The sequence below is a fragment of the Allobosea caraganae genome, assembly GCF_003351345.1.
GTDB lineage: Bacteria > Pseudomonadota > Alphaproteobacteria > Rhizobiales > Beijerinckiaceae > Allobosea > Allobosea caraganae.
Genome location: NZ_QQTO01000021.1, coordinates 285,003 through 306,350 on the forward strand (window position 1 = coordinate 285,003; position 21,348 = coordinate 306,350).

15 protein-coding genes and 2 pseudogenes are annotated in these 21,348 nt (G+C 59.2%); 3 read left to right on the top strand and 14 right to left on the bottom strand.

What is annotated here, in order from left to right:
• Positions 1–6: 6 nt before the first annotated feature.
• The 12 genes from DWF00_RS29110 to DWF00_RS15615 all read right to left on the bottom strand — a co-directional run bounded on the left by DWF00_RS29110 (position 7) and on the right by DWF00_RS15615 (position 15,394).
• Positions 7–924, bottom strand: a complete 918-nt coding sequence (locus DWF00_RS29110) for a hypothetical protein (protein ID WP_147283700.1) — start codon at positions 922–924, stop codon at positions 7–9.
• Complete coding sequence (locus tag DWF00_RS15565) at positions 921–2,033, bottom strand: DegT/DnrJ/EryC1/StrS family aminotransferase (RefSeq protein ID WP_114829454.1); 1,113 nt, start codon at positions 2,031–2,033, stop codon at positions 921–923. The genes DWF00_RS29110 and DWF00_RS15565 overlap by 4 nt, the downstream gene beginning before the upstream one ends.
• A 4-nt stretch (positions 2,034–2,037) precedes the next feature.
• The gene (locus DWF00_RS15570) at positions 2,038–3,417 is read right to left on the bottom strand and encodes an ABC transporter ATP-binding protein (protein WP_114829453.1); all 1,380 of its coding nucleotides are present in this window, start codon (positions 3,415–3,417) and stop codon (positions 2,038–2,040) included.
• Complete coding sequence (locus DWF00_RS15575; RefSeq protein WP_114829452.1) at positions 3,407–4,186, bottom strand: ABC transporter permease; 780 nt, start codon at positions 4,184–4,186, stop codon at positions 3,407–3,409. Before DWF00_RS15575 ends, DWF00_RS15570 begins: the two co-directional genes overlap by 11 nt.
• Positions 4,187–4,245: 59 nt before the next feature.
• Positions 4,246–5,178, bottom strand: a complete 933-nt coding sequence (locus DWF00_RS15580) for an NAD-dependent epimerase/dehydratase family protein (protein WP_114829451.1) — start codon at positions 5,176–5,178, stop codon at positions 4,246–4,248.
• Positions 5,175–8,147, bottom strand: coding sequence for a glycosyltransferase (locus DWF00_RS15585; RefSeq protein WP_181832647.1), 2,973 nt, complete (start codon positions 8,145–8,147; stop codon positions 5,175–5,177). The genes DWF00_RS15580 and DWF00_RS15585 overlap by 4 nt, the downstream gene beginning before the upstream one ends.
• 227 nt (positions 8,148–8,374) lie before the next feature.
• Positions 8,375–9,838, bottom strand: a complete 1,464-nt coding sequence (locus DWF00_RS15590) for a hypothetical protein (protein WP_114829449.1) — start codon at positions 9,836–9,838, stop codon at positions 8,375–8,377.
• 366 nt (positions 9,839–10,204) lie between these two features.
• A complete protein-coding gene (locus tag DWF00_RS15595) occupies positions 10,205–11,200 on the bottom strand; it encodes a TRAP transporter substrate-binding protein (RefSeq protein ID WP_114829448.1) in 996 nt (331 codons plus the stop codon).
• Positions 11,201–11,263: 63 nt separating this feature from the next.
• A complete protein-coding gene (locus DWF00_RS15600; RefSeq protein WP_114829447.1) occupies positions 11,264–12,547 on the bottom strand; it encodes a TRAP transporter large permease subunit in 1,284 nt (427 codons plus the stop codon).
• Positions 12,544–13,089 (bottom strand): TRAP transporter small permease, encoded by a 546-nt coding sequence (locus tag DWF00_RS15605; protein ID WP_114829446.1) that lies wholly within the window; start codon positions 13,087–13,089, stop codon positions 12,544–12,546. Before DWF00_RS15605 ends, DWF00_RS15600 begins: the two co-directional genes overlap by 4 nt.
• The gene (locus DWF00_RS15610; protein ID WP_114829445.1) at positions 13,086–14,066 is read right to left on the bottom strand and encodes an amidohydrolase family protein; all 981 of its coding nucleotides are present in this window, start codon (positions 14,064–14,066) and stop codon (positions 13,086–13,088) included. Before DWF00_RS15610 ends, DWF00_RS15605 begins: the two co-directional genes overlap by 4 nt.
• A gap of 296 nt (positions 14,067–14,362) precedes the next feature.
• Entirely contained in the window at positions 14,363–15,394 is a 1,032-nt protein-coding gene (locus tag DWF00_RS15615; protein ID WP_114829444.1) for an NAD-dependent epimerase, read from the bottom strand.
• 309 nt (positions 15,395–15,703) lie between these two features.
• On the opposite strand from DWF00_RS15615, the gene DWF00_RS15625 reads away from it, so the two are divergent.
• Both DWF00_RS15625 and DWF00_RS15630 read left to right on the top strand, forming a co-directional pair.
• Positions 15,704–16,981, top strand: coding sequence for a tetratricopeptide repeat protein (locus DWF00_RS15625; protein ID WP_114829442.1), 1,278 nt, complete (start codon positions 15,704–15,706; stop codon positions 16,979–16,981).
• A gap of 257 nt (positions 16,982–17,238) precedes the next feature.
• Positions 17,239–18,261, top strand: a complete 1,023-nt coding sequence (locus DWF00_RS15630; protein ID WP_114829441.1) for a magnesium and cobalt transport protein CorA — start codon at positions 17,239–17,241, stop codon at positions 18,259–18,261.
• A gap of 225 nt (positions 18,262–18,486) precedes the next feature.
• Here the strand turns inward: DWF00_RS15630 and DWF00_RS29855 are convergent.
• Positions 18,487–19,033: pseudogene (locus tag DWF00_RS29855) on the bottom strand (transposase); the annotation flags it as partial.
• Between the two features lie 373 nt (positions 19,034–19,406).
• On the opposite strand from DWF00_RS29855, the gene DWF00_RS15640 reads away from it, so the two are divergent.
• Positions 19,407–20,537 (top strand): methyltransferase domain-containing protein, encoded by a 1,131-nt coding sequence (locus DWF00_RS15640; RefSeq protein WP_147283699.1) that lies wholly within the window; start codon positions 19,407–19,409, stop codon positions 20,535–20,537.
• A 202-nt stretch (positions 20,538–20,739) separates the two neighbouring features.
• On the opposite strand, the pseudogene DWF00_RS15645 reads toward DWF00_RS15640, so the two are convergent.
• Positions 20,740–21,159: pseudogene (locus DWF00_RS15645) on the bottom strand (transposase); the annotation flags it as partial.
• Positions 21,160–21,348 lie beyond the last annotated feature (189 nt).

The window sequence follows — 21,348 nt, forward strand, 5'->3', positions numbered from 1 at the left end:
TGCGACCTATCTTTGATAGTGCCATTCTTTAAGGAGCGGAACAATAACGCTGTTCGCGTCATTGTTCATCGTGTCGGATAGTCCATTGACATAGTCCGGATCATATATCTTTGATCTATCTAATTCTGCAGTTCTTAGGTAATGAATCACCCGAAAATCCTCTCTTTTCTTATGATTCAGTTTTTGATGGGTGGAATCATTTGACATATTATATTCTGCTCCCAACGTAATAATCTTAAATTTTTCTCGCTGTGACACTAACGTTAGGCCAATCTGACAGCGCATGAAACTCTCTGTGACACTTGTTAAGCGCTCGTGCACTTCATCGATTTTGCGCCCCAGTATTTCAAGCGCTAGAGGGTTCATTGCGACAAAGCCAAGATTAAAATAGGGTGGAATTTTTGGTAATAGTCCCTCAGCGTCCATCGAATATTGATGTAGTTCTTTTGGCCATTCGATATTAAATATTCTAAATATTTCTGGCCAATATCGATCAGAAGTCGATTCCGGGAGTATGGTGCCTTTTGTTTCTGGTGGAGAATGAGCGTTGTGCCCAGCTATTGCTGGAAATGGGATATCAATTTGACGAATCACATCGTCTATGTCGCGCACAAGCACCGTGTCCGCATCGGATTGAATAACAACTTTAGCTTCAGTTTTATCATTGTAGCGCCAATTTGCAGTTCCGTACATGTCGTACTTATTAAAAATTTGTTCTGGAACTGCTTTCCACTCGACGTTGTAGTCGTTACTCCACGAATTTTGCTTTATAGCTTCGCCAATTTTAAAATTTTCTCCAACATATACGTTTATTTTGGCCTCGGTGTAGATTCCACCAAGCCTACGCAGGCAGAAATTAAAAAATTCAACTTGCCCAAAAAAACCTAGTGTTGGCGCGATCGGGATTCTGAACTCGATATTCATTCCGTGTTGCCTTCAATCTGTTCAATAAGTGAGGCTAGCGCTTCTACGATCTCCTGTCGTTTGGCGAGATCGTTAGTTGCTCTCACCGGAAGCGCGCACATCCTGTCTGCGAGCGACTCGGAGACAGGGCATGCATGGGCCGTGTCGATCTCGGGCCAATTCGATAGGCTGGGGCGGTAGTAGCGGCGAAGCTCTATCCCAGCCATCGCTGCGCGCTGTTCCAGCTGATCTGCGGCGGATTTGCTTGACAGAAGGTATGGGAAGCACTGCCAAGGCGAGGAGCTGGCCGAGCCGGGTAATATTGTCGGCAGCCGAGCGAGATAGGCTGCTGCAAACTCCTGTCTGTAGCGCACGGCCTCGTCGATGATGTCCAGCTGAGCCAGGCCGATTGCAGCCTGAAATTCGGAAAGCTTTCCGTTGAAGCCCCAGTTCACTTTGCTCTGATACCCCCGGCCGAGGCCGAAATTGAGCGCGCTCTGTATATCCTGCAGACGTTCGGCATGGCCGAATATGAGCCCGCCTTCCCCTACCGCAAATGCCTTTGTGGCGTGTAGGGAAAATACCTCGAATAGGTTGAGATCCGTACAGCGTGGCTTGCGTGGCACGCCAAGGCCTGCAGCGTTGTCTATGACAACCGCGATGCCCCGGGCCAAGCAGAACGCTATCTCCTCGTCGAACCCATGATTGATGCCAAAGGGGGATACCAGCATGACCGCCGCAGGCAGAGAAGCCTCACAGTGCCTCGCAATTATTTCGACAGAGAGAGCCCAGGTCTTCTCATCTACGTCAGCTATGACGGGTCTCAAATTCGCAGCTCGTACGGCGCCAGACGATGCCGGGAATGTGAATGCCGGGACGAGGACATCGCCCTTCACATTCGCGGCGATTAGCGCTGCAGAAAGCCCCGCGGTCGCGTTAGCTGCCGCTACGCAGCATTCGTTGGCGTCTCCGTACTTGGCGAGAATCTGTGCTTCGAACCGCCGAGAAACGGGGCCAAAATTGGAAAAAGTCCCGCTGTCATAGATTTGCTGGAAAAGCTCAAGGTAGGCGGAGACCGGTGGCAGCCTAGGCTCGATGAAGCGATGCTTGAAGGTTGGGGTATGGCGCATTGTTTTAAATTTCCGCGTGCTGATCCACGCTGACGGGGCCGGCTTTCAGATTGATGGTGCTGGAGCAGAGGAGATCTGCGCCGAACTGATGCACGCGAAACACAAAGCCGTCGACGATGCGATGAGCATACATGACCTCGCCGTCTTCGTACTTACCTACTCCGGCATTACAATAATACAATCCGGGTGACAGAAGATTTAGAAAGGGGAACGTAACGATTAATTTCTCACCTTTGTTGAATTTCTTTCCTTTTCCTATTTCTCCTGAGCTTTGTCCAAATAGATGGAGGCCGGAAGTGTCGCGTATGGCCATGCCGAAACCCGCATTCTCGGCGCTTTCTAAGAATTCAACATCATACTGATATCTATATGGCCTTCCGAAACTGATTGAATTAACGGCGTTTCCTGATTCATCCAATATTCTTATGTTTTTTATTTGCGCTCCATTTATCGTATATTCGACAATGGACTCGCTTCTAAGATTTTCATCAAATGAGTCGTAGTTATGCGATGAGGTTTTATCCTCTTCTTGGCGGCTCTCGTCTTTTTGCCAAAATGAAGCGGTGGTTTCACCTTTGGGCGATGTGGTAGCTCCTATGGCGAGCCCTGATTTGATTTCTTGTCGATATCTTTTCTGGTCTTCCAAAGAGGCGGAGATAAGCCGCTGATATTGGTTGACTACCGCCTTCGGCTCTCCCTCCAGCAGCTTCTCTCCCGCATCCAGCAGGATCGCGCGATCGCAGAGCTGCACGATCGTCTGCGCTCCGTGGGAGACGAAGAGGATGGTGCCGCCGCGCTCCTTGATCGCTTCGATGCGGGCGTAGCATTTGCGCTGGAAAGCCTCGTCCCCAACCGCAAGTGCTTCGTCGACGATCAGGATATCGGGCTCGACGGCCGTTGCGACAGCGAAGGCGAGCCGGACATACATGCCGCTCGAATAGGTCTTCACCGGTCGTTCGATGAACTCACCGATACCGGCGAACTGCGCGATCTGGTCGAAACGAGCGTCCATTTCCTCGCGGCTGAAGCCGAGGATAGCGCCGTTCATATAGACATTCTCGCGCCCGGTGAATTCGCCGGAAAAGCCGGCTCCGAGTTCGAGCAAGGCGGCGATACGCCCGCGGACTTTCACGGACCCTTGCGTCGGCTGGAGTGTGCCGCAGATGATCTGTAGCAGGGTGGATTTGCCGCAGCCGTTCCGGCCGATAATGCCGATGGTTTCGCCGCGCTTGACCTCCAGCGAGACATCGTGCAGCGCAGCGAACTCCTTGAACGGCCTGATGCGGCCGAGCGTCGCCATCTGCACGAGCCGGTGCTCCGGCTTGTTGTAGATGCGGTAAACCTTGGAGAGGTTGCCGACCGAGATCGCGACTTCAGAGGACATCGGCGAAGCCCTTGCGGGTTTTCTGGAAAAAAGCGTAGCCAAGCGCGGCGACGATCAGGCCGCCGACGATTCCAAGCAGCCACATAACGAGGTTGGGCAGGCGGCCGAAGATAACCGCCTCGCGCACCGTTTCGATGCTGAAGGCAAGGGGGTTGTTGGCTGCAAACGGGCGAATCCATTCCGGCAAATTGGAGGAAGGGTAAAAGATCGGACTCAGAAACATCAGCGCTGTGACGATAGATGGCATGAGCTGGCTGACATCGCGAACGTAGACACCTAAGGCAGCGAGAAACCACGTGACGCCCAGCGTGAACAGGCAAAGCGGGAGGACAAGCAGGGGCAATAGCAACACCACGGTGTGAAAGCCGGAGCCAAGCGTGATCTGGAATACGAGCAGGACGACGATCGCGATTGCCGCTTGGAAAAGCGCGGAGCCCATTGCAACAATCGGTAGAACCGCCAGAGGAAATACGACTTTCTTCACCAGATTGGGTTGCGCGGTCACCAAATTCGGTGCGCGACTTACCATTTCGGCGAAAAGGTTGAAGGGTGTAAGCCCCGCGAAAACAATCAGGCCGAACTCGGTCGGGCTTGTCTGCCCCTGACCCCAACGGGATTGAAACACCACCGCGAAGAAGAAGGTAAAGACGGCGAGCATGAATAGTGGTGTGGCGAGGCTCCAGATTAGGCCTAGCATCGAGCCGCGGTATCGAGATGCGACCTCTCGCACCGTGAGTTGGCTGATAAGGGAGAGGGGTATCTTATTCACGGCAACGGGAACTCAATTTCATTTTACTTCTCGCGGAGTTCGAAGGAAAAATTGTGTTTCTAAATTCCATCCCCTTTTGTTAAGAAATCTTTGGTTAATTTTAACCCATCGTAGAGATTTACCTTCGGCGCCCAACCTGTTTCCCTGCTGAGTTTATTTATGTCAAGTATATTCCTTTCAACGTCAAATGATCTTGAGGGCTTGTAAATGACATTTGGGGGTGTGCCGACAATGGTCGATACGATCGCCAAAAGCTCGTTTAAGGACGTTCCGATGCCGCTTCCGAGATTGAATATTCTTTCGCGCCCGCTGTAGGCCAAGCTTGTCATCAAGCCTGAAACCGCGTCCGAAATGTAGATGTAATCGCGTATGACCGAGCCATCGCCCCAAATCTCTATTGTTTCGCCGCGCAGCGCCCGCGCCAAGAATACGGTTACGGCCCCCTGGGCGCTGGATGGCCTCTGGAATCGTCCATAAGGATTTGAGAGCCTATAGACTAAATATGGCAATTGATGGAGGTGCCAAAAGAGTTCGAGATATTTTTCGATAGTAAGCTTGCAAATTCCATAGGATGAAAGCGGATGGTTTGGATGGGTTTCAGTGATCGGGATGGACTGAGGTTGGCCGTATACCGTTCCTCCTGACGAAACGAATACGATGCGGCGTACGCCTGCCTCTTTGGATTTCTGCAGGACGCCAAGCGTCGCGACAACGTTACTAATGACGTCATGACGAGGATTGTCGTTCGACGTCTTTGGCAGCGTGCTACTTGCCAGATGAAAGACATATTCCTGACCTTCCAAGGCTCGCTCGATATCGGAATCGACGGCGAAATCGCCATTGACCCATTCCAATCGCGGATTGTTCCGAAGGAACTCAGGGGGCTGCACGCCCGCACGCTCCAGGATTCGGACACAGTGCCCGGCGGCGAGTAGCGCCTCCGACAGGTTTAGACCGATAAATCCCGCGCCTCCTATGACAAGTGTTTTCATGCTCTCGGATTCCTGCCTGCAAGGAAGGATTGAACGGCTTCCTCGACATGGCGTTCGACCCTCTCCTCGAAGGCGGTCATTGTGAAGAATTTTTCGAAGACAGCGATCGCCGCCTTGCTCATGTCGCGACGCTGCGACGGTGACATGTTGTGAACCCGCTGAATGACGAGGGCGATTTCCTCGGGGCTATTGTGCGACAAGACGAAACCGGAAACGCCATGTTCCAGATAGGCGCTGGTACCTGTGGTCGCGCTGACGATCAGAATTTTACCCGACGCCAAGGCGTCGAGAGACACATAGGGCAGCGTGTCGTCCCTGGATGGAACGATAACGGCATCCGAGTCTGCGAGCAGCGCGGCGTATTCCCGAAAGGGCACTTCTCCGATGAAGGAAACAGTATCCGGTGCGGAGGATTTGACTATTCTTGCGTATTCCGGATCAAGCACTCGGCCTACGACGGACAAATGGCAGGAAGCTGCCGCCGCCGCGGGCAGGTACGACATCCCGAAAATCGCCAGGTCCTGCCCCTTGCGTGGCTCGAAAGAGCCGAACAGGCTGAGGCGGAGGTTCTTCGACGCCGGCCTTGTCTGTTCACGAAGCGAGGTGGGTTGAGATCGTTCGACACCGTACTCTAAAATTCTGCTCGGTATGGATAGCGCCTTCAGGGCATTCGAACCGCGCACGCTCCCGGTCACTACAAAAGGAAGCGATTTCGCGTCCGTAATGAGTTGGGATTTTGAGGCAGCCAAATCCAGGATCAGCTCACTCTCATGGGAGTAGAGCATGGTCGGTATCAGTCCTGCCAGTTGGGCGAGGGGCGGAGCGGACAGAATCGTATTGCCGATCGCAATATCGAACTGCTGATAAAGGTCTTTGATCGTATCGTGTCTGCGCATGACAAGCGCATCTGTGATTACAGTAACTCCTAACTCGGTAAGCTCTTGCCGTAGCGGTCCATCCGAAGGAGTTGTTACGACGACGAACCAGTTTTGGCGCGTTAGCAGCCTCGCGATCTCAAGGACAACACGGGGCGCGCCGCTTGAAGTAAGATCATGCGAAAATATCACGGCGGACTTGCCGTCCGCCTTGTAAGCTCTCTTCTGTGGGGGGTGAATTGTAAACTCTTCCTGAGAATCGACGAAAAGGATCGATCTCATGGCCTCAGGGAAGTATGGATCACGAGCCGTTTCCAGCGGCCAAACTTTGAGCAGCTCCAGGTCGTGTTTTTCGATAACCTTTTCTTTTGCCTCTTTCTTCGATGCTCCTATCGATAGGTGCCCAATATGCCTAAGAACGGAGTAGGGTGTGTAAATGCAACTTTTTCCAGCTTGCCGAACCTTGAAGCTGATATCAATGTCCGAATGTGCGATCGGGAATCGCTGTTCGTCAAAACCGCCGATTTCTGCATATAGGCTTGATCTGACGACCATGCAGGCTCCGCAGGCAATGGAGACTTCGCGCACACTTTGCGCGAAGTTGAAATGTGCGCTGGTATCCGGCGGGAACATGTGAAAGGCTGTGCCGACCAGCCGCCTTACGCCGGTCACCATGCCTGCATACTGAATTTTTCCGTTCTCATAGATAAGTTTCGGAGAAACTATTCCGACATCCTTATGAACAAAAATGTCGACGAGTTCGTCCAGCCAATCGCTCCTTATGGTGCGAACGTCATCATTGTAAAAACAGAGATATGTTCCATTGGACGCTAGAGCGCCGACGTTGCATTTCCTTGAGAAGGAGAATTTTTCGTCAAATGGAACGAATATAATGTTGCCATGCGGTTCTTCGCGCAGGCGACTGATGAGTTTACTGTTAGTTACAATAACGATCTCGTAGTTCTTATATTGTGTTTTGTCTCGGATGCTGTCGATGGAGTGCTTGATGTTGGTATAATTATCCGAAGGGATGATAATCGATACAAGTGGGAGAGACGCTCGATCTGCATCTCGAATCTCAATTCTATTCGCCGCCGGCAGGGGGGCTGCCTGTCCGGGAATGTTGCGGCGTCGCAGGGCGTCCTGCAACGCTGCGATATTCGATGATCGCGCGTAAGGCTTTCCATCTGCTGCGGCTGAGCCGGCTATGGCCCGCCACCCATAAAGGTAGCGTGCCACATGCCGCACCGAAGTGGTGTGCTCAAAGACACGTAGCGCCAGATCATAATCCTGAGAGAAATCATACTTGGAACGAAAAGCGCCAACCCGTTCCACGAGTTCTTTTCTGTAAACCGAAAAATGTCCGGTATACATGCAATTGATCATCAAGGTCGGTGAAAAATCGGGCTTCGGGAACAGTTCTACGACTTTCCCGCTCTCCGATATTTTGAATTCGTCCGAATAAACTACGTCGACTGATGCCTCTGAACTGATAGCATCGTTTATGGTCGCCAAGCATTCCGGCATCAAGACGTCATCATGATCAATGAGACCGATGAACGGCGCGGTCGCCATCTTCAATGCGCAGTTGGTGGCGTGGGCGATCCCGGCATTTGTGTCGAGCTTGCGATACTTAATTCTGGAATCTTGCTGACGATAGCGATCGAGGGCGGCGTCCAGCGCTTCGGACATCGACCCGTCATCGACAATGCACAACTCCCAGTGAAGGAAGGTTTGGCTTTGAACAGAGTGTATGGCGGCTTCCAAGAGCGCGATTGGAGTTTTGTACACCGGCATCAGCAGAGAAAAGTGTGGAGGTGTATGTGCCGCCAAAGCGCTGGGAAACTGGGGCTCGGTCTTGGTAAGCGCGACAGTCAGTTCCTTGCAAATGTGCCCATAGCGCCCTTCAATCGTTTCGAAGTTGAAGGACGCGTCATCCTGCCGGGTAAGCAGAAGATTCGCGTTATACGGTAAGGGGTTGCCATGGCCCGAGATGAGTCGGTTGATGGCAAGCCTGACGCGATAAGCGGCGGGTATTCTAGCCTCAATATAGAGTACCGCCGGCCGGAGTGTCTTCTTTAAGCTGTTTCTCATTGTCATTTCTTTGCTTGCTGGCGGCGCTCGCGAAGGCTATCTATTGTTAGGTTTTGTGTAAATTTGATATGGACTTAAGTTAAGATGTTTGGCCGTGAGTGAGAGAGCATAGGATCGAAATGTCTTCCGCTTCGTGACAGATCGGGAGACGATAAAAACTGATGAGTGCCGACGTGTTCAGGGCTGGTCGATTTGCATCGAAGCGGCAGGTCGTGTCACGGCTCAACCTAGATATCCTTCCCCGTCAGCCAGCGCAGCACAGATCTGAACGGATGCGTTCGAAGCCGATCCAATTTGCCCTGGAGCAGGTTTGCATGGGTTTGCATCTCAGCGAAAGAGGCCTCAAGATTGATGCGGCGCGCTTCCGCCTCGTCGATCTGGGCTTTCGCCTCCTCGATCTGGCAAGACAGTTCGGATCTCTCACGCTCATGCTGAGCGATATGCGCCGCATGCTCCTCGACCAGCGTGTCGTGTTGAACCCGTAGCTGATCGTAAGCTAAGTGCTGTTCTTGAAGCGCTTCAACCTTGGAAGCGAGCAGTTCATTAAGGTGCTGACGCTCCAAGGCGTGCTTTTGCGCTTCCTCACGAAGCGTTTCCTCAAGGTGGTGTCGCGTCTCGTTCGCTTGTGTCTGTTGCGCCTCAAATTGCGTTTCGAGCTCGACGATCTTCTGTTGATATGTGCCTTGCTCTTCGGCAAGATTATTTACGTGGCGCTGGCTCTCTTGCTCTCTGGCTAGCCTCTCACCAGAGAGCGCATCAGTCAGGTCCTTAATCTGATGTTCAAGGCTTCCTAGATCTCGTCCGAAAAGGCGCGTGGCATCATCAAACCTTATGCGTATATCGTCTAACGTCGCGCGCGCGCTGTTGGATTCCGGATTGCTAGCAAGCTCTAACAGAGCTTGGTAACTTGCCATCACCCATTCATGCATTTCAGGGTGAAGCTGGGCTTCATCATTTGAGACATTTTCGTGTTTCAGCTCGACTGTTAGAAAACCGTCCACCTCGGCGGCTATAAGGTCTGTCAGTCTGGGCCACTGGATGTTCAATTTAAGCGCAACTTGTGACGCTTGCTCCTGCCAATCTTTCAGGAAGGCATTCCATGGCAGGACGGCGCGGGTCATTTCACGGGTCGCTGCTTCAGCGTCGAGCGCGTGCCGTAGCCACAGCAGCAGTCCGTGACTAAGAGGCGAGCCGTCGCGGGCCTTCAGCGATCGAGCCACTTCCAGCGGGGACCGCACAGGCAGGATGAGCCTGGGCGTGATGTCCTCTTCGGCGAAAATGTCGAGCCAGAAGCCAGCGAAGCGGCAGATACGCGGATCCTTCAGCACAAAAATTGGCGCGTCGCCGAATTCCGAGGCGAGCAGCGTTTTGGCCTGTTCCTTGAACCGCCCGGCTATCGGTGTGTCGTACCAGTCCGCATTGAACGACCGCCAATCGCTCCAATGGCTTCCCGCACTTGCCAGGAGTTCGTCGTGCATGGCGGTGATGACGTTGGACTCCCAATGACCCTTAGGATTGTCCGCGCCGCCAAACATCAAGGTTTTCGGGGGGGTTGCGCCGAGTCTGGCAAGCGTCCCACTGATCGCCGAGGTTCCGCTGCGATGCATGCCTAGGACAAGGAAGCCGTCGCGCGCGTGCTTGGCCGGGGCGGCGCGAGTTCTCTGGCGAATCCGCTTGGTCTGATCGTTCATCACGGGGCGCTTAAACCAGGTCGCTGCCGAGCGCAACCTAGCAGCAAGTCAGATGTCCATGCCGCTTGAGCTCTTGGGCAAAAGCTGAAAGCTCGTGAATAAACGTCAGTCACGCCCGCTGTAGACGTTGTGCCGGCTCTCCTTATGCAACGGTGCAGCTTTTCGAGGAGGCAACGTCTTCTAGAAATGTCGGATCTCGTCATCGGAGCGCTGGAATCGTTGGTTCGACACCTCTGTTTCTGCTTTTGATCCATGATATCAGGCTTTGATCCGATATGATATTCGAGCGGCTGCCTTTTCTCCCTCGCGCGGTGCATTCCGGCTTGCGCGTGCCGGCAAGCCGGAATGTATCAGTTCACGTCCGTTTCAAACCGAGACCTTCTTGATCTGCTCCAGCACCTCGCCGCCGAATTTGCCGACGAACTCCTTTTCGACCTCCGCCTGGACGACCTTGGCGAAGGAATCGCGGTCGGGGTTTTCCACAGCCTGCATGCCGGCCTTCTTCAGGGCGTCGAGGCTGCCGGCTTCGGTGTCCTCGTTCATCTGGCGCTGCTGCACGGCGCAGGCGGCGGCGATCTCGACCAGGAGCTTCTGCACGTCGGCGGGATGAGCGTCGAACTTGGCCTTGTTCATCACCACCGGACCGGTGGTGAAGGCGTGGCGGGTCAGCGAGAGGTGCTTCTGCACCTCGTTGAACTTGGCGTTCAGGATCAGGGTGACCGGGTTCTCCTGGCCGTCGACCGCGCCGGTCTCGAGCGCCGTGAAGAGCTCGGTGAAGGCCATCGGGGTCGGGATCGCGCCGAGCAGCTGGAAGGCGCGGATATGGGCCGGGTTCGGCGTGGTGCGGATCTTCAGGCCCTTGAGGTCGGCGGCCACGGTGATCGGGCGCTTGCTGTTGGTCAGGTTGCGCCAGCCGATCTCCCAGGTCGAGAGCGCCTTCAGGTTGGAGCCTTCGAGATCCCGGCGCAGGCCGTCGCCGATCGGGCCGTCCATGACCGCGCCGGCATGCTTGCGGCTCTGGAACAGGAAGGGCAGGTCGAGCACGTTGAGCTTGGGGGCGAGGCCGGTGAAGAACGGGTTGCCGGTCAGGCAGATGTCGAGCGAGCCGCCGCGCACGGCGCTGATCGTCTGCGAATCCGAGCCGAGCGAGCCGTTCGGGAAGACCTGGACTTCGTAGCGACCCTGGGTGCGGGTCTTGACCTGCTCGGCGAAGGTGAGCGCGGCCTTGTGCCAGCTGTCGGATTCCGGGTGCGGGTGGGCGAAGCGCAGGCGGGCGGCCTGGGCGAAGGCGGGGTTGCCGATCGAAAACAGGGCGATGCCGGCGCCGGCGCCCTTCAGGGTGGTTCTGCGGGTCAGGGTCATTGGTCTCTCTCCTAGACTTCGTTTGTGAATTTCGAGTGGGCAGAGCAGGCGCTGGCTGGATGGTCAGCGCCCGTAGAAGAACTTGGCCGGGACCGTCACCAGCTCGGGGATGAAGATCAGCAGGGCGAGCACGAATATCTGGGCGAGGAGGAAGGGCATGACGCCCTTGATCACCTTGTCCATCGAGATGTTGCCGACGGCGCAGACGACGTTCAGCACCGTGCCGACCGGCGGGGTCAGCAGGCCGATGGCGTTGTTCACGATGAACATGACACCGAAATAGACCGGGTCGATGCCGGCCTGCTTGACGATCGGCATCAGCACCGGGGTCAGGATCAGCACGGTCGGGATGAAGTCGAGCGCGGTGCCGACGACGATGACGAGGAGCATCATCGCCAGCATCAGCAGCGTCTTGTTGTCGATCAGCGGGCCGAGCAGCCGGGCGACCTCGCCGGGGATGTCGGCGATGGTGATGAGCCAGGCCGAGACCAGCGCCGCCGCGACCAGGAACATCACCGCCGCCGAGGTCTTCAGCGCCGAGAGCATGGCCGGGCGGATATCCCCGAACTTGAGCTCGCCATAGATGAAGTAGCCGACCAGCCCGGCATAGACCGCCGCGACGACCGCGGCCTCGGTCGGCGTGAAGGCGCCGGCCTTCATGCCGCCGATGATCAGGAGGGGCAGGGCAAGCGCCCAGACCCCGTCGAGTGCCGTCTTGGCGACCTCGCGGGCGCTGGCGCGCTCGCTGCGCGCCACCGGCTCGTCGCGGGCGATGATGTACCAGGTGATGACGAGGGCGAGGCCCATCAGCAGGCCGGGGAAGATGCCGGCCAGGAAGAGCCTGGTGATCGAGACGCCGGCGGCGACGCCGAAGACGACGAAGCCGATCGAGGGCGGGATCACCGGGGCGATGATGCCGCCCGAGGCGATCAGGCCGCAGCAGCGGTCGAGCCTATAGCCGGCCTGCTTCATCATCGGCAGCAGGATCGCCGCGAGCGCGGCTGTGTCGGCGACGGCCGAGCCGGAGATGCTCGCCATGACGAGAGCCGCGATGACGGCGACGTAGCCGAGCCCGCCGCGGACATGGCCGATCAGCGAGACGGCGAGCGCGATGATGCGCTTCGACAGGCCGCCGGCATTCATCAACTCGCCGGCGAGCATGAAGAAGGGCACGGCCATCAGCGGGAAGCTGTCGGCGCCGCTGACGAGGTTCTGCGCCAGGATCTGGGCGTCGAAATTGTCGAGCTCGATCATCAGCGCGACGCCGCAGACGAGCAGGGCAGTGGCGATCGGCATGCCGATCGCCATGGCGCCGAGCAGGGAGCCGAGGAAGATGAAGACGGTCACTTGCGGCGCTCCTCGGCCTGCTTGGCCTCGAAGGCGGTGAGCTCCTCCGACTCAGCGCCGACGACGAGGGCGGAATCAGGCATACGGCCGGTGACGAGGTCGAACAGCGCGATCAGGTTGAGCGCGCCGATGCCTATGCCGCAGACGAAGCCGGCGGCGTAGATGACGGCGACCGGGATGCCGGTGACCGGCGCGGCGTTCTGGATGTTGATCGCCGTCTGGGTCCAGCAGCCGATGACGACGAGCGCCATGCAGAACAGCGAGAGCCCTTCCGCCGCAAGCCGGCACCACCAGCGCCCGTTGCGGCCGAGCCGCTCGACGACGCTGGTCATGCCGAGATGGCCGTTATCCTTGGCGACGAGGAAGGCGCCACCGAAAGTCAGCCAGACGAAGATCATGCGCGAGACCTCCTCCGACATGATGATGCCGGAGTTGAAGCCGTAGCGCAGGACGACATTGCCGAAGACCATGGCGATCATCACGGCGAAGCCGGCGATGAGCAGGTTCTCGACTGCCCGCAGCAGCCATGCTTGCACTGTCATCCCAGTTCTCCCGGCCCATTGGCCGGCTCGAGGCCGTACCAACGGGCTGCATTGTCGTGAAACAGCGCCAGCCTTTCCTCAGGCTTGCGCGAACGTGTCGCCGCCTTGAACACGTCGAAGATCGTGCCGAAGGAGGCGGTGAGGCCATCGACCGGGAAGTTGCTGGCGAAGGCGCAGCGTTCGATCCCGAAGGCCGAGATGACGCCGTCGATCACCGGCCTCTGAAGGTCGAGCGTCCAGGGCTGGCCGGGCACGCCGATGCCGGAGATCTTGGCGCGGGTGTTGGGCTCGGCCGCCAGCCGCTCCAGCGCCGCCTGCCAGGCTCTGAGCGCCTCCGGGCTGCGGTCGGCCGGCAGGCCGGCATGGTTGAGGATGATCGTGGTATCCGGAAAGTCGCGAGCGAGCTCGGCCGCCTCAGCGAGATGCCACCAGGGCGTCTGCAGGTCGAAATGCAGGCCGGCGGGCCCAAGCCTGGCATAGCCGTCGCGCCAGCGCGGATCGCGCATCGAGCCCGGCGCGGCGAAATGGGAATCATGCGCCTCGCGGGAGGTCGCAGCCGGCTTGTGGCGGACGCTGCGGACCTTCGGCATGGCCGCGCAGGCCGCCACGACCTCGGCCATATCGGCGCGGTCGAGCCAGATCTGGCCGATCAGCGCGCCGGCCAGGCCGTCGGCCTCAAGCCCGCTCGCCCAGCGCATCTCGCCGATCGGGTCCTTCGGATCCCATTCGCCCTCCATCAGCACGCTGCCGACGACGCGGTGGCCCTTGGCCGCCCGCCGGTAGTCCTCCGGCAGGAAGTTGCGGCAGATGGCCGAGTAGTCGCCGTAGCGGAAGGTGCTCAGCCGGTGGTCGCTGAGCCAGGGGTGATAGTTGCGGTCGAGGTCGAAGAAATGGTGGTGGGCGTCGATGATCGGCAGATCGGCATCGTCGCCGGAGGCGAGGAAGCGGGCTCGGAACTCTGCGGATGCTGCCGTCATGGGCGTCTAGGCAGCAGGCCGGGCCAGGCGCGGTGGCCTGGCGAAGTGCGGGTGAGGAGCGGATATGCGCATGCGCCATAGCCGTGCAGCAGGGCACGTCATCGCGATCTCCTGGCGATTCCTCGAGGGCTTCCGCGGCGCGCTTTACGCTACGGCGCCTTAATTTTTAGTATGCTGTATACTGCACATTAGGTACAGCGAGTCAAACCTCGCCGCGGCCATTCGGGATGCCGAAGCGGCTGAGCGACAGCGCTAGCGCGTTGCGATGTCGGTGATTTGAAGGCCTGCGGCCAGGGTCAGCCCGCGACGCCGTAGAACTCGCGATACCAGGCGACGAAGCGGGCGATGCCCTCTTCGATCGGGGTGTCCGGGCTGAAATCGGCACGGGCCGCGAGGTCGCGGACATCGGCATAGGTCGCCTGCACGTCGCCGGGCTGCATCGGCAAATGGCGCTTGATCGCCTGCTTGCCGCAGGCCTGCTCGATCACCGAAATGAAGCGGTCGAGCCGGACTGGCGTGTGGTTGCCGATATTGTAGACGCGATAGGGCGCCGCCGCCGAGGCAGGGTCGGGCGAGGCGGCATCGAAATTCGGGTCGGAGGCGGGCGGCAGGGCGGCGAGGCGCACGATCGCCTCGCTGACATCATCGACATAGGTGAAGTCGCGGCTCATCTCGGCCTCGGCGTAGACGTCGATCGGCCGGCCTTCGAGGATCGCCTTGGTGAACTTGAAATAGGCCATGTCCGGCCGGCCCCAGGGGCCATAGACCGTGAAGAAGCGCAGGCCGGTGACCGGGATGCCGTAGAGATGCGCGTAGGAATGGGCCATCAGCTCGTTGGCGCGTTTGGTCGCGGCATAGAGCGAGACCGGGTGGTCGGCGCCGTCATGCTCGCTGAACGGCACCTTGGCGTTGGCGCCGTAGACGGAACTCGACGAGGCGTAGATCAGATGGCTGACCGGGTTGTGCCGGCAGGCCTCCAGCACGGAGAGGAAGCCGTCGAGATTGGAATGGGCATAGGCGCGCGGGTTGTCGAGCGAGTAGCGCACGCCGGCCTGGGCGGCGAGGTGGATCACCGCATCGGGCTTATAGGCGGCAAAGCTGGCTTGCAGCGCGTCGTAATCGGCAATGTCGATCGGCTCGAAGGAGAAGCCGTTGCGGGGCGTGAGCCGGTCGAGCCGGGCCTGCTTCAGCGCCGGATCGTAGTAGGGCGTCATGTTGTCGATGCCGAGGACCTGGACGCCCTGGGCGAGCAGGGCCTCGGTGACGTGGAAGCCGACGAAGCCCGCGGCTCCGGTCAGGAGAATGCGGCGTGGAGAGGCGTTCGTCATCTAACCCCGCGCTACCAAGCTATCGTGGAGGCGCCGGGAGCCGGCAGCCATGGTCGAACGACCGGGATGCATGATCCGGGCCGCGACCGGAGCGATCGCGGCCTCATCCTATTCGGGCTATTCGCCGCGGAGATCAAGCAGGTGGCGCGGCAGCACTTTGCCCGGACAGGTGACGTGTCTCAGGCGCAACTAGCGATCACAGATTTCAACAGCGTGACATCGTGTCCGGCAGTTAATCTGGACAGGGCAGGGATATTCGAGCCAAATTCGGGCTCGCACAGCAGGTAAAATGTTCCGGGAGAGGGGCGGATGCGGTTTCGGGTTCTGGCGGTCCTGCTGGGAGTTGCTCTGCAAATCCCGGCGCAACTCTCCGCAAAGGAAGTCGAGCAGTTTCCGAACAATGCCGAGTCGCCGATCACCTTCTGGATAAAATTGGCCGAGCAGGGAAATCCCGTCGCCCAGTTCAACCTCGGCTCCTATTATCAGTACGGCTCGCGCGGACTTGGCCAGGACAACGCCCAGGCGGTGGCGTGGTATCGCAAGGCGGCGGAGCAAGGCTATGCCGCTGCGGAACTCGGCCTGGGGGCGATGATCCTGAACGGCCAGGCCGCCGGCGCCGAGAAGGCGCAGGCGGAGAGCTGGGTGCGCAGGGCGGCCGAGCAGGGCCACGCCGATGCCGAGAACTTCCTCGGCTTCATGTACCTGAACGGCAATGGCATCGCGCAGGACAGCGACAAGGCCCGGCAATGGTTCCGCAAATCGGCCGAGCAGGGGCAGCGGCAGGCGCAGAACAACCTGGCGCTGATGTACTATAACGCCACCGGCGTCGCCCGGGACGACCAGCAGGCGGCGTTCTGGTTCCAGAAGGCGGCGACGCAGAATCACGTTCCGGCCCAGAACAACCTCGCCAACGCCTATGCCGCCGGGCGCGGCGTGCCGCAGGATTTTGCCCAGGCCATGGTCTGGTATCGGCTCGCGGCCGAGGCCGGCGACCGCAACGCGCAATACAGCCTCGCCGGCCTGTACGATCTCGGCCACGTTTTCGGCATCAACCTGGAGCAGGCGGTCTATTGGCTCGGCCTCTCGGCGAGCCAGGGCATGCCGCAGGCGCAGCTGCGCCTCGGCCTTCTCAATGCGACCGGCCGCGGCGTCCCGCGCGACTACTCGCGCGCGGTGTACTGGTTCCGCCGGGCCGCGGAGCAGGGCAATGCCGAGGCCCAGTTCCGTCTCGGCGCGCTCTACGAGACCGGGCAGGGCGTGGCGCAGGACTACATCCAGGCTGCGCAATGGTTCCTCAAGGCGGCCGACCAGGGCTTCTCCGAGGCGCAGAACAGCCTGGGCGTGCTCTACGCCACCGGCCGCGGCTTCAGGCAGGACTACAGGCAGGCGGAGGTCTGGATCAGGAAGGCGGCCGAGCAAGGCAATGCCTACGCCCAGGTGACGCTCGGGGCCATGTACATCAAGGGCAACGGCGTCGAGCCCGACAAGGACAAGGCGATCGACTGGTATCGCAAGGCGGCGAAACAGGGCAACCGCGACGCGGCGACCAACCTGAAGGCGCTCGGGGTGACGACCGAACGGTTCTGAGAGACCGCTCGATACTTCTACTGGCGTGGCCGTCTGACGGCTGTCTGCGCTTCCGGTGCTCACGTACAAACGGACGCTCCGCTCCGGTCCTCGACAGCCACGCCAGCCGACTCGCGCCAGCGAAATCTCAAACGGTCTCTGACGCGTTCGATACAGTTCCGTCGCGCGCAGCGACATCCGCTGCACCTAAAATTGCTCTAATCTACCCATTGGGTGCCCCTCGACGGGCGCTCCGCTCGCAAGCAAGGGTGGATGCGATGCCTCTCTCAAATGCCTCGACGCTCGTCACGGGCGCGCCCGAAGCGCTCGCTGCCGGAGTGGTGGCCTCGAGCGTCTATCTCAACGGCCGGCGCTTCGCCGACATTGCCATCGACGAGGCCGGCGAATGGGCGCAGAAGCCGGGTCATGTCGTCTGGATCGGGCTGCTGGAGCCCGACCGCGACCTGCTGCACCGCGTGCAGGCGCAGTTCGCATTGCACGACCTCGCCATCGAGGACGCCGAGAACGCCCACCAGCGGCCGAAGCTGGAGCAATATGGCGATGCGCTCTTCGTCGTGGCGCGGACGGCGCAAATGCTCGACGGGCGGATCGCCTTCGGCGAGACGCATATCTTCGTCGGCAAGGGCTATGCGGTCAGCGTCAGGCACGGCGCCTCGACCTCCTATGGCGCCGTGCGGCAGCACTGGGAGACCTGCCCGAACTCGCTGGCAAAGGGCGAGGACTTCATTCTCTATGCCATCCTCGACTTTATCGTCGACAACTACATGCCGGTGCTGGAATCGATCAATGACGAGGTCGAGGCGATCGAGGACGGGGTGCTCAAGCAGCCGATGACCCGGGCCGACATCGAGCGGCTCTACATGCTGCGCCGCGACCTGCTGCGCCTGCGCAATGCGGTCGGGCCGCTGGTCGAGGTCTGCCGGCGCCTCAGCAACAGCGAGCTGCCGCAGATCAGCCCGGCCATGGGGCCGATGTTCCGCGACGTGACCGACCATGTCCGCACCGTGCAGGAGAAGATCGACAGCCTGCGCGAGGTGCTGGCCTTCGCCTTCGAGGCGAGCCTCCTGGTCGGCCAGAGCCAGGAGAACGCGACCTCCAAGCGCTTCGCCGCCTGGGCCGCCATCCTGGCGGTGCCGACGGCGATCGCCGGCATCTACGGCATGAACTTCAAGCACATGCCGGAGCTGGAGCTGGAGTTTGGGTACTATGTCGTGCTGGGCTTCATCCTGACGATCTGCGGCTTTCTGTATTGGCGCTTCCGGCGGAGCGGCTGGATTTAGGGGGGGCTGCGAGGCCGCTTCCGCTTTGGCTCCTCAAGGTGAGTGGCGGAGTCGAAAAAGCCCCGCCAAAGCACGACGCCTGGCGGGGGGCCATATGCGAGGGACGAGCGATCTGGGTGGGGTGAACTCGCCCATGCGCGGCGCCGTTATGACGTGGCCCGCGGGCGCTGGCATCATTCGTTCAAAGGATATGGCGAGCGCGTTTGGCGGGGCCGTCCTAGACTAGCGTCGCCAGATTCGCTCCAACCGCTTGTCGTGACCACCCAGCCAGAGGGCGACCGCAGCAGCTCGGCAATCTTGCGGGGCTGCCGTAGCGACCGTAGCGGCGGGCGAGTTCGACGATATCGGCCGTGAGCCGCTCCCCGTCGTCGCGTCCGCATTGGATCCGGCTTTGGGTCAAGCAATCCTGCCCGAGCACACGGCAGACCTACCGCTCGGACACCTTCAAGACAAGCCGCACATGCTCGATGCAGGCCCGGCGACGCGCGGGGCTTACGAGTTTCCCGACGCAGCCTCCTTGAGGATCAGTTTGTCGAGCGTCAGATCGACCGCGGTGTGGCGAAGCCGGGCATTCTCGGCCTCGAGTTCCTTCATCCGCCTCACCTGATCCGACTTCAGGCCGCCGAACTCTTGGCGCCAGCGGTAGTAGGTCGCCTCCGTCGCGTCGATCGAGCGGACCGCATCGGCGACGGGTTACCCCCGCGAGACTAAGCACATCGACCTGCCGCAACTTCGCGACGATCTCTTCAGGCTTATGGCGCTTCTTCAGCATTGCGGTCCTCCTGTCTGCCTCAAGACATATTCAGGGCGGACCAGTTCAATAGGGGGCCGCAAGCGTGCCGCAAAGTGGTGCGGCAGCTCCAAGCGAGTTTCAAAAGAGCTCTGGGCATGAAAAAAGCCACTGGAAGGCGGCGGATGGCGGCAAAAGGGTGGTTGTCCCTACTCGCGGGAATTGCGATAGGAAGGCAGAAATAATGTGATGGGTAGCCATGGCATCCGACCCGGAAACGGCCAACGACCTATGACAATGTCGCCGGACGCAGCCGAAATTCACGGAGCCAAGCGGGATTGCCATTCGGCAATGACGCAGGCGGAACTCGTTCAGTGGTCACCAGAATGAAACGCGCAAGAAGAGGAAACGTGCCGTGGCCTACGAATTGAGCCGATTGCTTCCACTGCTCCGCTGCCCGCGAAGAGGAACGGAGCTTAGGCTTGTTGATGACAAACTTGTTTCCTCTGCCGGTGAAACCTATCCGATCATCAACGGCATCCCGATTCTGGTCCGGGAAATCCAAGCGATGCACGTGACGCCGCCGGATCAGTCGCACGTCTCACAAAACATTGCCCGGTTCGATGTGCCGGAGCAGTACAGACCCGACGCATTGGTGATCAATCTGGGCTCCGGCAATGTGCCGGCGCCTGACCCCCGCGCCTTGTCGATTGATGTCTTGCCGAATAGCAATGTTGATCTCGTCGCGGAAGCGGAACATTTGCCGCTCGTCGGCGGCTCGGCAGACCTCATCTGTTCCGGCGCTGTCTTCGAGCACGTCTACGACCCGATGGCGGCGGTCGCCGAAGTTCGCCGCGTTCTCAAGGAGGGCGGCGAATTCTACATCGACACCGCCTTCCTCCAAGGCTACCATGGCTATCCCAGCCACTTCTTCAACATGACCATTCAGGCAGCCGAAACGCATCTGGTCGATGACTTCATTCTGCTGGAATCGACAATCCCGACGCCTGGATCGCCGCTGGAAGCGGTATCGACGATCACGCGCCGCTTCCTTGAGGCCATCCCGGCCGCTGATGCGAAGCGGCTTCGTGCCATGAGCCTCTCCGACGCGCTGGACGAGATCGAGCGCGACCGCAGCGGCCCAAATAAGCTGTTCAAGGCGATGAGCCCGTTCGATCAACGCGCCCTCGCAGCGAGCGTGCTGGTGCGAGGTAAGAAGCCGGCAAGCTACTCAGCGTTGCGGGGCGAGCTGAGTAGCCATATCAGGCGCGAATATTATGCAACTCGGCAGACAGTTTACCTGCGCCATCATCAGGCTCTGCTCTACCGAAACCTCGCCATCGAACTCGGCTCCAAGCACGAGGATGTCGCCCCACCTGCGCTCAATGACATTTTCGAAGCCGCCGCCGTCGCCAATCCCATGTTGAGCGGTGCGTTCGAATCTGGGATCAAATCGCTAAACGAGAGCGAGAGAGAATTGATGGCCCTCCGCGATCGCTGGGTTGGCGAATATCTCCGAATGCGGGATAAGCCATCATCTAGTTAAGTCGGCGACCCTTCTTGTCGCCATCCATATGTCGGAGGCGATGCATTCACGGCAGCCGGCGTCGCCCCGGATGAGCCGAACCGCTATTCGCTTTCGACATTCTATGCGGGTCAGATCATGGCAAACTGCCCGTCGGCCTAACGTGGCAGGGCTTTCTATTGGCCTTGTGCCGAGGCTGATGGGCGCTCGCGGATGGCACCCCATCCTCGGGCATTCTCGGAGTCTTGCGCTGTGTCGAACGGTGCTGCCCCAGAACGCGGCAGGTAAAGCGCGCCGACACGCCATGCCGAGCGATCATATCACCCACGTAGGCGCTGCGACGGGCGGGGCTCAGAAGTCTCCCGACGCAGTCTCTTTTAGGATCAGCTTCTCCAGCGTCAGACCCGATACCGCCCGCTGAAGCCGCGTGTTCTCAGCCTCGAGCTCCTTCAGGCGTTTGACCTGGCCGCCCTTCAAGCCGCCGTATTTCGACCGCTAGCGATAATAGGTGACTTCCGTCCCGCCTATCGATCGGAGCGCTCCCGCGACAGGGGGCCGGCGATGTCAGCACGTCGACCTGCCGCAGTTTGGCGACAATCTCCTCCGCCGTATGTCTCTTTCTCGGCCTTCTCTCGTTCCCCATCAGGCTCAAAGCCATACTTCAGGGAGGATCATTTTTCAGAGGGCAGACCACTCGGAGCCGGTGCCAAAGCTCAAGGGACGGGCTGATTTGCAAGCAATCGCAACAACTGACGATGAGTAAGGGAGGCTGAATTGACCTGTTCCAAGGTCGGATGTAAGGGGTACTGGAACCTAATTTCGGCTTGGCCTA